Annotated in this window: 11 protein-coding genes; 3 read left to right on the top strand and 8 right to left on the bottom strand. The window is 44.5% G+C overall.

What is annotated here, in order from left to right; genetic code table 11:
- Positions 1–121: 121 nt before the first annotated feature.
- Together KNQ13_RS14765 and fumC are read right to left on the bottom strand one after the other, a co-directional pair.
- The gene (locus KNQ13_RS14765) at positions 122–1,642 is read right to left on the bottom strand and encodes a GGDEF domain-containing protein (RefSeq protein ID WP_209548497.1); all 1,521 of its coding nucleotides are present in this window, start codon (positions 1,640–1,642) and stop codon (positions 122–124) included.
- A 77-nt stretch (positions 1,643–1,719) separates the two neighbouring features.
- Positions 1,720–3,114, bottom strand: a complete 1,395-nt coding sequence (gene fumC, locus KNQ13_RS14770) for a class II fumarate hydratase (protein ID WP_014970561.1) — start codon at positions 3,112–3,114, stop codon at positions 1,720–1,722.
- Positions 3,115–3,230: 116 nt separating this feature from the next.
- Between fumC and KNQ13_RS14775 the strand changes: the two genes are divergently transcribed.
- A complete protein-coding gene (locus KNQ13_RS14775) occupies positions 3,231–4,550 on the top strand; it encodes a hemolysin family protein (RefSeq protein WP_034773913.1) in 1,320 nt (439 codons plus the stop codon).
- A gap of 116 nt (positions 4,551–4,666) precedes the next feature.
- Here KNQ13_RS14775 and KNQ13_RS14780 read toward each other — a convergent pair whose 3' ends face one another.
- The 3 genes from KNQ13_RS14780 to KNQ13_RS14790 are packed head-to-tail and all read right to left on the bottom strand — an operon-like array spanning position 4,667 to position 7,216.
- Positions 4,667–5,062, bottom strand: a complete 396-nt coding sequence (locus KNQ13_RS14780) for a ribonuclease HI family protein (RefSeq protein ID WP_026829776.1) — start codon at positions 5,060–5,062, stop codon at positions 4,667–4,669.
- On the bottom strand, positions 5,055–6,014 hold the full coding sequence (locus KNQ13_RS14785) for a CobW family GTP-binding protein (protein WP_026829777.1): 960 nt from the start codon (positions 6,012–6,014) through the stop codon (positions 5,055–5,057). The genes KNQ13_RS14780 and KNQ13_RS14785 overlap by 8 nt, the downstream gene beginning before the upstream one ends.
- A gap of 11 nt (positions 6,015–6,025) precedes the next feature.
- Positions 6,026–7,216, bottom strand: a complete 1,191-nt coding sequence (locus KNQ13_RS14790) for an HD domain-containing protein (RefSeq protein WP_051590442.1) — start codon at positions 7,214–7,216, stop codon at positions 6,026–6,028.
- A gap of 147 nt (positions 7,217–7,363) precedes the next feature.
- Here KNQ13_RS14790 and KNQ13_RS14795 point away from each other — a divergent pair, with 147 nt between their 5' ends.
- Positions 7,364–7,849 carry a hypothetical protein gene (locus KNQ13_RS14795; RefSeq protein ID WP_026829778.1) on the top strand — a complete coding sequence of 162 codons (486 nt, stop codon included), beginning with the start codon at positions 7,364–7,366 and terminating at the stop codon, positions 7,847–7,849.
- A 258-nt stretch (positions 7,850–8,107) separates the two neighbouring features.
- On the opposite strand, the gene KNQ13_RS14800 is transcribed toward KNQ13_RS14795, so the two are convergent.
- From KNQ13_RS14800 to KNQ13_RS14810, 3 genes are read right to left on the bottom strand one after another with little or no spacing between them, the layout of a single operon-like run.
- Positions 8,108–8,680, bottom strand: a complete 573-nt coding sequence (locus KNQ13_RS14800) for a deoxycytidylate deaminase (RefSeq protein WP_209548498.1) — start codon at positions 8,678–8,680, stop codon at positions 8,108–8,110.
- A 51-nt stretch (positions 8,681–8,731) separates the two neighbouring features.
- The gene (locus KNQ13_RS14805) at positions 8,732–9,952 is read right to left on the bottom strand and encodes a toxic anion resistance protein (protein ID WP_026829779.1); all 1,221 of its coding nucleotides are present in this window, start codon (positions 9,950–9,952) and stop codon (positions 8,732–8,734) included.
- Entirely contained in the window at positions 9,939–10,685 is a 747-nt protein-coding gene (locus tag KNQ13_RS14810; RefSeq protein WP_014970567.1) for a 5-bromo-4-chloroindolyl phosphate hydrolysis family protein, read from the bottom strand. The genes KNQ13_RS14805 and KNQ13_RS14810 overlap by 14 nt, the downstream gene beginning before the upstream one ends.
- A 229-nt stretch (positions 10,686–10,914) precedes the next feature.
- On the opposite strand from KNQ13_RS14810, the gene KNQ13_RS14815 reads away from it, so the two are divergent.
- Positions 10,915–11,243, top strand: a 329-nt coding sequence (locus KNQ13_RS14815; protein ID WP_214773247.1) for a helix-turn-helix domain-containing protein, incomplete at its 3' end; no start/stop codon positions are given.

The raw sequence follows: 11,243 nt of genomic DNA on the forward strand, positions 1-11,243 counted from the left end.
TGCAAAAACACCTCCGATGTTAGTACTTTTTAAAAGTGTACCACTCCGAAGGTGTTTTATATTGTCTCAAAATTTTAGGTTAGCCCAATACGTCCATGACGTGTCGATACCTTTTTCATGTTTAAGGAAGACGGACTGTCCACTGTCGAATTTGCTCTTCTAGCTGATCCCGGTCAAGTGGAGACAAACAATAATCCGTCACTCCCCGTTCAAGTACTTGACCCAGTAATTGGTTTTCTTCTGATGCGATCGCAATGACTTCAATCATGCCGTCGCGGAACTGTTTCCAGTCCTCCAACAATTTAAAGTTTGAAGCCGCCAGTTGATCAAGTGGCAGCACACACAGCTGAAGCGGAGCAACCGTCTTCTCGTCATAAGGAATGATGCGAAAATGATACTTGGGATGATGCGGAAGCGGGAATGGCACCAGTTGATCAAACGAGTTCGATTCGATTTTAATCAATGCCTCCATCTTTTCTTTTGCGGTTGCCATCGAATAGATCGTCACTTGATTTCTACCATTTCGTTTTGCTTGGTACAGTGCTTCATCGGCTTCAGACGTCATCTCTTCTAAATCCATGGCTGCATCCTTGATGACCGTTAATCCAATTGATACCGTGACCTTTAATCCGTTCGGAAACGTATGCCGTTCAATCCGCGCTCGGACCTTCTCCATCATATCAACTGCGTGTTCCGAATCGTCGGCACTAAACAGCAACATGAATTCTTCACCGCCAAATCGAATCAATTCATCTTCCTGTCGGATGGCTTGTTTCGTCAACACGGCAAGCTCTGCCAACACAAGATCACCTGCCGGATGACCATGCAGATCGTTGATCCGTTTAAAATGATCCAAATCAAAAATTGCCAAGGCAAACAACTGTCCATCCCGTTCCAGACGTGATGTCCGCCGGCGATACGCATTCTGGAGATACTTCCGATTAAAGGCGCCCGTCAATTCATCCACTAAAATCGTCGCCGAAACCGTCCGAAGTTTACGCAACAGCCGCTTCAGACGAATTTGACGTTCTTCAATCAAAACGGTTTCATCCCAGTAATCATCTGCTCCCAGCTGATAACAGGTTTGACGGATCGACGCATCGTTTGGACCGATGATGATCAGCGGAATGAAGGTCGCCTCTACTTTTTTTATCAGCTTGAAAAGCAAGGTTTCATCTGTTGTCTGAATTATTTCGTAATCAATCAGCATCGCATCGACGTGAAGATCATATCCGACTTCTAGCGTGTCTTCGATAGAGCCAAAAAAACGTGTCAGATACCGTTCGTTCTCCAGTGACTTTTTCCATTGAATATTGTCCAAAAACCGTTTTGTGACGGAAAGAATCATTTCCTTACGAATCACTTTCTTTCGACTTCGTTCCGAAAGATGATCAATGACCGGTGCGAGTAGCATCTGGATTTGATCCGGTTTGACAGTCTCGGCAATACCTTCTAACTCCTGAATCCAGCGTGATGCCTGTCTTTCAAAAAAATCGAGTTCATCGTGTTGACCGAATCGATTCAGCCAGTCTGAAAAGACAAGTAACTCTGATTTAGGAACAGACGCCATCCGAAGTAACCGCTCGACCATAAGGATTGTCTGGTGGATTTGTTTTTCTATCTGATTCTGTTCTGTCTCCACATGTCTTCCCCCTCTTTCTATACAGTCGAAACCCCTGCTTCGACTGAAGAGAAAGCGAGGGAAACCCTCGCTTTCGATTATGCTTTTAAATTTGGACTGACCATGTCAGCCGGAACGATCCACTGATCGTATTGTTCCTCTGTCAATAAGCCAGTCGCAAGTGCCGCTTCTTTTAATGTTGTACCCTCTTTATGGGCAGCTTTAGCAATCCGAGCTGCGTTTTCATAACCGATGTGTGGATTCAGTGCCGTCACGAGCATCAACGATCGTTCGACGTTTTCCGCGATGACCGTACGTTCCGGCTCGATTCCGATTGCACAATGGTCATTAAACGAATGAAGTGCATCCGTCAAAAGACGAACAGATTGGATATAGTTATACATGATGACCGGCTTAAAGACATTTAATTCAAAGTTTCCTTGACTCGCAGCAAACCCGATCGTCGCGTCATTTCCAAGAACTTGCGCGGCGACCATCGTCAATGCTTCACTTTGTGTCGGGTTGACTTTCCCCGGCATGATCGAACTACCGGGCTCATTTTCTGGAATCGTGATTTCTCCAATACCAGCACGTGGACCCGATGCTAACCATCGAACATCGTTTGCGATTTTCATCGCATCCATCGCTAGCGCCTTGATGGCACCATGCGAAAAGACCAGTTGATCATGGCTCGTCAAGGCATGGAATTTATTTTCCGCACTGACAAAGGATTTACCCGTCTCTTCACTCATTTTTTGTGCCGCACGATCTCCAAACTCTGGGTGAGCATTGATTCCCGTTCCGACAGCGGTTCCACCGATGGCAAGTTCCGTCAACGGCTCTAATGTCAACTCGATCATTTTTTTCGACAATTGTAACATCCGGACCCATCCACTGATTTCTTGACCGAGTGTAATCGGTGTTGCATCTTGTAAATGCGTCCGTCCAATCTTGACGATGTCTGCGAACGTGGTTGCCTTTTCGTCGAGCGTCGCATGAATCGCATCGATTGCCGGCAACAGCTGATCGATGACAATCGTCTTGGCTGCAATGTGCATCGCAGTTGGGTATGTATCATTTGAACTTTGCGATTTATTAACATCATCATTCGGATGAATGACGTGATCACTTCCACGCTCCGCTAATTTTCGTGTCGCGACTCGGGCGATGACCTCGTTGACGTTCATGTTCGACTGTGTACCCGAACCTGTTTGCCAAACGACAAGCGGAAATTCCGCATCAAACTGACCCGCAATGATTTCATCACAGACTTCGGCGATGACTTCCGCTTTTTCTTGATCGAGAACCCCTAAATCACGATTGGCCAAAGCCGCCCCTTTTTTAAGAACCGCAAATGCCCGGATGATTTCGATCGGCATTTTTTCCGTCCCAATCTTGAAGTTTTCTAGACTCCGTTGTGTCTGTGCTCCCCATTCTTGTGCTTCTGGGACACGAATTTCCCCCATCGTGTCACGCTCTAACCGATATTCCATGATAATTTCCCCCTTTATCTACTGATACATTAATAGTTTAACGGAAACGAGAAGGAATGGGAATGATAGAGGCGAGTTTGGGGAATAGTTTGTTATCGAAAAGGAGTGAATGCTTGATGTGGTTGATTAATTTAACAATTGTCGTCTTATTGATTCTCGCAAATGGTTTATTTGCCATGACGGAACTCGCTTTATTGTCTTCGAAAAAACAAAAACTGCAACAGTATGCAGATGACGGGAAAAAATCAGCTCAAATCGCCCTCGATTTTTTGGAACGTCCGACCGATTTGTTATCGACGGTCCAAGTCGGGATTACCCTGATTGGCATCATCAATGGTGCGTTTGGTGGTGCTGCCTTATCCGCGCCGTTGATTGAGTGGTTAGGCGGTTTCACCTGGCTTGCGCCATATGCCAGTACTGTTGGTTATATGATCGTCGTCACCATCATCACGTATCTCTCACTTGTCATCGGTGAATTGGTTCCAAAGCGTATCGCTTTAGTCAGTCCGGAACGGGTAACGATGATGTTAGCCCAACCGATGCGTTTTTTTTCAAGTCTTCTAAAACCCTTTATCTTTATCTTAAGTAAATCGACAAGTGCTATTTTTCGTCTGATTGGTCTTGATCGCTTACAGACGGAAGATGAAACAGAAGATGAAGTGAAACAGTTGTTGATCCGTGGACTAAAAGAAGGTACGTTTGCCTCGTCTGAAGCAGAACAAGTATCGCGTGTATTTGCTTTTCATGATCAGTTGGCATATGAATTGATGGAGCCGCGGACGGTCACCGAGTGGATTGATTTGACGGATTCGCCGGAACAGATTTTAGCGGATTTACGCACTGCGAAACACCGGAACTTGCCGGTTGGTCATGGAGATTTGGATCATTTTGTCGGTTACATCGATGCGAAAGAAGTGTTAGCTTCGGATCATCCGATTGCTGTCATCGAATCCCTGATCCATACGCCACTGATTGTCCCGAAACAGTTACAGGCAACAGTCTTACTGGAACGGATGCGCAAAGAGACCGTCTCGATCGCCTTTGTCCTGGATGAGTATGGTGGTTTTTTAGGAATGATCACCCTGTTTGATATTTTAGAAGCCTTCGTCGGTGAAATCTCGACGATTGAGGAAGAACCTGAACTCGTGCAACGAAGCGACGGCTCTTATCTGGCGGACGGATTGTTGCATATCGATGATTTAAAGCGTGTGTTGCAGGTCAAACCACTCTTGCCTGGAGAAGAAAAGAACATCTATCATACGGTCGCTGGTCTCGTATTGTATCTGCTCGGAGAATTCCCTGTCCGAGGAAGTCATGTCGTCACAAATGGGTACCGGTTTGAAGTCGTTGATTTGGATGGTCGCCGGATTGATCAGATTTTGATTGAGCCTGTACGTGACGTGCCCGTGGAAACATCGTTTCCGAAATCGGAATGACTGTTCCATCCAGTACCTGGATAACACAAAAAAATCCGAACGATACCAACTCTTCTCTGAAGAAGGGGATCGTTCGGATTTCTTCGTTTATTCTCACATTCCAGTTTCCTTGTTCGTCAGAAGTCGTTTAAGGCTTCTTTTGCAACACGATCCGCTTTATTTTCCGAACGTGGAATCCATTTAACAAAAGCTAACGGCAAACGACTGAATCGTTCGAACGCCGGATCAAAATAAATTTGGATCCGCTTATTTTTAGCAAATTCTCGTTCTACTGCCAGCGAGACCGCTTCCGAATCCGTCCGGAAGGAAAATACACTTTCGCCTTGTGCAAGTAACTCTTCTGCCAAATCCACCGCTCTTTCAAACGCTTGAAATTCTGCTTCATGATTATTTTCTGCCGTGATTCTAAATGTCCGTTCAATGACCTGTCCTGCTGAATTTTTGCAAAAAATCCCGATTGTTGCATCGTCATTCGATGGTCGGACTGCCCCATCAAAATATAGTTCAACCATGTTCTCTCGCCGCCTTTACACCTTTTCGAATCGCTTGTTCATCTAAATTTTTTCCGATGAACACTAACGTCGTTTGTTTATGTTCTTCAAATTCACCACGTACTGCCGTCCCATAAATCATTCCTGTTCCTTGCAGGATGACTTTTTGGTTCGTATCTGCAAAATGGATGATTCCTTTATACCGGTACAAATCTTCCGCATAGGCTTCAAGAATTTCTCGTAGCACTGCTCCAAAACGTTGACGGTGCAACGGGGTCGCTTCTGTAATCGTCAATGCCGTAAAGGACTCTGCTGCTTTTTCTAGACCATCCGTTTGTCGCATCAGACGATCCTCTTCCTGCTTTGGAAAATGGAACGTCTCAAATAAGTGTTGAATATCTGTTTCCGATTCAATCGTCGGAAGAATCAATGCGGTTGGATTCAAATTGGATAAACGACGTGTCACGTTCACGACTTCATCTGCTGAAATCAAATCGATTTTGTTTAACAAGAGTGTGTCCGCAAAACCAATCTGCTTTACGTTTTCTTCGAACGTCAATTGCCGTTCGAGCTGATAGGCATCCACGACGGTAATGACACTAGAGATTTGATACTGTTGTTCAATGGCCGGTTCAAAATAAAACGTCTGTAAAATCGGTCCAGGATCTGCGATGCCTGTCGTTTCGATGATCAACCGATCAAATTCCATCTCACCTTGTCGTCTTTTTTTAGCAATCCGTAACAAGGCATCACGTAAATCACCCCGAATCGAACAGCAAATACATCCATTCGTCAATTCAATGACTTCTTCGTCACTTCGTTCAATCAACGCTTCATCGATATGAACTGCCCCGACTTCATTTACAAGTAAGGCCACTTTTTCAATTGGATTCGTGACGATCCGGTTCAACAACGTTGTTTTCCCGGCTCCTAAAAAACCGGTGATGAGTGTCGTTCGAATACGTTCTGACATGGTTTCACTCCTTATGACGATTGGTTCTGCCGCCACTTTTCTTTTCGCGCATCCAATAGATCGATTGCATGGAGATACCAAGCTTCGGTCGTTTGCGGTGTTACGCTTGAGCCCCATTCTTTTTTACCATGATGGGACAGGATCATATGCATCAAACGGTGGTATTGATCGATCGGTAGCCGGATCGCATCGTTTTGTAGTGCCTGTTCTAAAACAAAACATCCATAGGGCATGTGTCCCATCAATACACCATTCGGATCGAGGGCGATGCCCGAGACCGTTTCTTCCGTTGGCTCTACTTGGACTAAACGGGCAAACCGGTCGTCCGAGGCACCCAGATGGGTATATTCAAAAATCTTTCCGATATCGTGTAAAAGAATACCGAGTAATAGTTCATCTTGACGAGGGGATTCATTCAACAGCGTAATCGATCGAGCTGCTTGATACAAGGCATCAAAACTCTCGTCCCAAGCAAACTGACGCATCTCCCGCTCACTCGCTTGAAACAAATCATTTTTATGATCCGCCTCTGCTTCTTGAATACATTGTAAAAGGGTTAAATAAGGACGATCAGATCGACAAATTCCGGCGCCAATGGTCATCATACAAGCCGTATGTTTTAATAATCCACCGATATAGGCATGGTGATGATACAAGGCTGCTGGTCGTGTCGAAAAATCAAACCAATACGTTACGAGCACACGATGCGCCAGTTGTCGGAGTGGTTCTTCCATCTGATCGATCAAGCCGATCAACTGATCGCGGTATTGACTGGCCGATTCACCATGCGGCATTTGCGGTAAAAGCGTGGTGCCCGATTGACCATGGACCGCTTTGACACGTTGGACTGTCAGCGACTTATTTCCTGAATCGACGGGGTACTCCTCGACCTTGGCAAAGACATGGACGATTCCCGTCTCCAGATACGGACGCATCGCCTCTTCAGCCGTTCCTTGGTTTAACCATTGTTTTCCCTTACACGCCCCGCTCGGAGAGTTAAAGGTGAACTGTAACCACTCACGCCCCGTTTGGCTCGTTTTGATTTCCGCTGAAGCGACCAGTAAGGTTTCTTCTACCTGTTCACCTGGAACATGATTGGTGATCGAAAATCCTGTCGCTGATTCTGACATCTCGAGTGGATAGTCATTTCCGTTATAGACTGGCATTTCCACTTCAGGAATCGCTTTAAATAATCGAACCATTGTCCACACTCCTCTCGTTTGCTCCGTCTTTCATGATATCAAATCTTCTCTTGTCGTGTATATGTCAAAACAATCATTGTAAGCGCTTCATTTATGTTTTAAGATGACAGTAGCAGACAAATTATCCACTATAAGGAGGACTATCGGATGATTATTTCATTATCTACGTGTTATGAAGAAGCACGAACTTCCGCGGCCGAGTTACAGCAACCCGTCGAAATGACACGTGAGCAACTTCGTCAAGCCGTCTCGGTTTATGATCCGTTTGTCTTAAAGGAACCTTGTTTGTTACAACAACTCATTCGTCAGGAAATGATACTGACCTGTCGACGTGTCCAATCACTTGGTTTGCCTCTCGAATCCGCCCCGGTCAAATTGTTGATCGTCTCCTCGTTTAATGTAGGCGCAGGTTTTAATGCTGATGAAATCAATCAGATGTCCCCAGAAACGATTAAACGGCAGTTAACGACAAATGATGTCGTATTTGCCCGTTTCATTCAACACTTATTTCTTCATCAGACACAACGTGACATCATTTGCCAACGCTTGATGACCATATTAGCTGGAGCATCCGCTAAAAAATCTTTTGTCCGTGCCGAGCGTCTTCAGGCATCTTGGACCGTTTTACGCTAATAATACAAAAAGTCCCGACTCCAGTGAGTCAGGACTTTTTTTCAACGACCTGGCATTCCAGCTCCTTGATTGGCATTTCCTATGAAAATGCGGCATTCCGCTTCGTCATATCATATTTACAGAATGACAGATTTTTCGAAAATTGTCAATTCATTTTTCAAAAAAAGGGGGACCATCTCGCTTGAGATCGTCCCGAATGGAAGAGTGAATAATTACCATGGCAATGCTTGATTTCATCATACAATGCAATGGAAGCGTTTACAAGTCTTTATCGAAAATTCTTTCAAGAAAATATTCTTCGGTCAAAGGACGATGGACGACTTCAATTCCACTTTGACGCATGAGCGTTAATCCATCACCATATTCATAGCCGGTGGAATAGACGACTCGATCAATTTTCGAAGCGATCAATGCTAAACTACAGGCGTGGCACGGACTGTGTGTCACATAAGCGGTCGCATGACGCGCACTCGTCGAATCTGCCGCCAGCTTTCCTAACGCATTGATTTCAGCATGAATTTCATGGAGTTTTGACCATTCATGGTGTTCTTCTTGATTCGAACACTGATAGAACAGGCGCCCATTATGTAAGATCGACTCGCCATCCTTTTTTTCTTCTGCAGCTGCCTTATATAAAATGCCTTCTTGCTTCAAATAAATTTCGTTGCAGTTCACGTGTTGACTTGGTGTTCCGTTTATTCCGATCGAAATCGGCTTTTCATCTTTGACGATGACACAGGCAACGGACTTCGAAGCACATTTTGAGTGACGATCAGCCATCATGCGGGCAAACAAAAGCCACGTCGTATCCCATTGTTGTTGTTTTTGCAAACTGATTCGCTCCTTTACATTAAACTACTAAGGAACACGTAAACGTGTTCCTTAGTATGGACGATTTGGTAATTCACGACTTTTTGAGGCGACTTCGATGACTTTTTGTTTGAGTTCATGTTCCATCCGCTCCAGTTCATGCTCCGCATCCCGACGTTTTTGTTTCCCGTCTTGCTGAATCCGAAGTGTCTCATCCAGCGTCTCAATTAAGTTTTGATGTGCTACTTTCAAGGATTCGACCGAAACGATTCCTTTTTCATTTTCTTCTGCGATTTCAATCGATGAATCTTTTAACAGACGCGAATTTTGCTCAAGTAACTGGTTTGTCGTATTCGTCACATCTTTTTGCATTTGCAATGCTGTTTTTTGACGGGATAGACTCAAGGAAAGCACCACTTGGTTTTTCCATAGGGGAATCGTATTGACGACGGCTGATTCAATCTTTTCCGCCAAAATTTGATTGTTTTGTTGGATGACACGAATTTGCGGCGCCATCTGTAAACTAATTGTCCGAGATAACTTTAAATCGTGAATTTTCTTTTCAAATCGATCAGCGAGTTGAATCAAATCATTTAACTCTTGTAATCGTGTCTGATCGCGTGAACGTTCGACTTCTAGTCGTAACGGTTCGATCTCATGTTCACGCACGTGTGCAATCTTCGTTTCACCCGCCGCGATGTAGAGATTTAATTCTTCGAAGTAACGTTTATTTTTTTGATACATCTGATCAAGTAATGTAATATCCTTCATCAATCCAAACTTCGAACGATCGAGATTGTGGACGACTTCTTCCAAGTAGGCACTCATCTTTTCATACTGCAAGAAATACGTCTCTGCTTTTTTCTTCGCCCGACCGATGACCGGTACGTTTGACCAAAAACTTTTCTTTTCTTGTAGGGTATCCGGATCCATTTGACGAACACGCTGCATCAAATCAGATAATAATTTCCCGGCGTCGCCACCGTCTTTCATCTTCACTTCACTCAATACCTGATCGGAAAACTGTGAGAGTTCCCGTTGGACCGGCGCACCAAATTGCATGACAGCGTCGGATTTTTTTAAATCGATTACTTGAAGCAACCGTTCAATTTTTTGACGTTGTTCAACCGGCACATCACTTGGAATCATTTCTTCGACCGGTCGGGCCGGTACCGCTTGACTAGGTGAAGTTTCGGCAAGATTGACATCGACGGAAGGATCTGAAATCGTTGGTTGTGTCGCTTGTTCGTCCTCCGGCCATTGTTGCCAGCTATTGTTGTCAGAATGGGTCATGTTTATAACTCTCCTCCTGTTTTCGTTGTTCGGATTCTTGGGCCAAAACTTTTTCAATCGTCAACAACTCACGTTCCAAGTCGACGGTATCTCCTTCTAATAAAAGCGATTGCTGTTGTTTTAGTTTTTCAGCAATCATCTTTAGGTTCGATTGTAACTGTTCCCGTGTATCGACTTGAACTTGCGCACCGCGACGCTCTAAGTCGGCGAATTTTTCCGAAATCGACAATAAGGAATCCAGATAAAATGTAAAGAAGTCACGGACTTTTTTCACTTCACGTGGCGCTGTAAACAGTTCCTCAAATAAGACATGGGCCTCACGAGACACGATTCTCATCTCAGAACGGATTTCACTGTCACGAATTGATGGCATGATTTTGTCAAACGCCTGTAGTTTGACAAAACCTTCTTCGACCGTCCGTTGTAAAACTTGTAATTCGAGATCATCCGTTTCATCAAACCGTCGTGTCGCCTGTTCAGGTTTCAAGATGACACTGCCAACAAATTCTTCTTCGTCATCAAGAAGTAATTTCTTTTTGACGTTTTTTCGTTTCAACTCAGTTGACTTTCGTTCCGTCCGGTATCGTTTTCCTGGTTTGGCACGGTATCCACTCCAGATAAACCATAACCCTAACGCGATGAAAATGCCGGAGAAATTTAAGACGTCTGCTATTTGAAGAAATACGAACATCAGACCAATCGAACCTAGTACCCACCATGTAGAAGACTTCATCTCATCACCTCTTTCAGTTGATTCCTCTATCTGTTTTACAAGTTGACTGTATAGTTACTTCTATCTTACCATTACGGATCATATAACAAAAAGTTTCCCGTTTTAGCGAAATGTTAGTCCTCTCTATCTAAGTTAGGCGAGAGTACTCCCACTTCTAAACGAAGTGAAAGTGGGCGGTGAATCGCCCCCCTCCCTTTCGGGTATAATTCCTTTCAAGGAGGTGAAAATCATGTTGAAGCATAAGGCTTACAAATTCAGAATCTACCCGACAAAAGAGCAGGAAATCCTCATCGCGAAGACCATTGGTTGTTCGTGCTTCGTCTTCAACCACTTTTTAGCGAAGTGGGATGAGACGTATAAAGCGACAGGTAAAGGACTGTCTTACGGTTCTTGCTCGAAAGAAATTCCTATGTTGAAGCAAGAGTTCGACTGGCTGAAAGAAGTCGATAGCCATTCGCTTCAATCGAGCGTCAAACACCTGACCGATGCGTATGACCGCTTCTTCAAGAAGCAGAACGAACGGCCTCGATTCAAATCGAAGCGCAATCCCGTCCAATC

Source organism: Exiguobacterium sp. s128 (assembly GCF_018618815.1).
GTDB classification, from domain to species: Bacteria; Bacillota; Bacilli; order Exiguobacteriales; family Exiguobacteriaceae; genus Exiguobacterium_A; species Exiguobacterium_A antarcticum.